This is a genomic window from Alistipes sp. CHKCI003, assembly GCF_900021155.1.
In the GTDB taxonomy this organism is placed as follows: Bacteria; Bacteroidota; Bacteroidia; order Bacteroidales; family Rikenellaceae; genus Alistipes; species Alistipes excrementavium.
Map to the genome: position 1 here is coordinate 1 of NZ_FCNT01000043.1, position 364 is coordinate 364.

The window sequence follows — 364 nt, forward strand, 5'->3', positions numbered from 1 at the left end:
ATGGGAGCTGGGGGTGCCTGAAGTTCGTGACCGCGAGGAGCGACCTAGGGCAAAACCGGTGACTGGGGCTAAGTCGTAACAAGGTAGCCGTACCGGAAGGTGCGGCTGGAACACCTCCTTTCTGGAGCTTTGTTTCGAAGGTATGTTTTGCTGCTCGCTTCAAAGAAACGTTACAACAGCACCGCTTCAGGCGTAGGTTCGAACCGAGTGCTGTTCATCGCAAGCGAAAGTTTGCAGCGTTCATTGACATACTTAAGGAGATGAGATAAAGTTTTCGGATGCAACAATAGGTGTATCCGGGAATGTAAGAAAGTATAGAAGGGCGTATGGGGGATGCCTAGGCTCTTGGAGGCGATGTTCGTTG

The 364-nt window shown here is 51.4% G+C and carries 1 protein-coding gene and 1 rRNA gene; one reads left to right on the forward strand and one right to left on the reverse strand.

Annotation, left to right across the window (positions count from 1 at the left end):
• Nucleotides 1-121, forward strand: a 16S ribosomal RNA gene (locus BN3659_RS05520); the annotation flags it as partial.
• A gap of 49 nt (nucleotides 122-170) precedes the next feature.
• Here the strand turns inward: BN3659_RS05520 and BN3659_RS13315 are convergent.
• On the reverse strand, nucleotides 171-364 hold a 194-nt coding region (locus BN3659_RS13315; RefSeq protein ID WP_216092795.1), incomplete at its 5' end, for a hypothetical protein.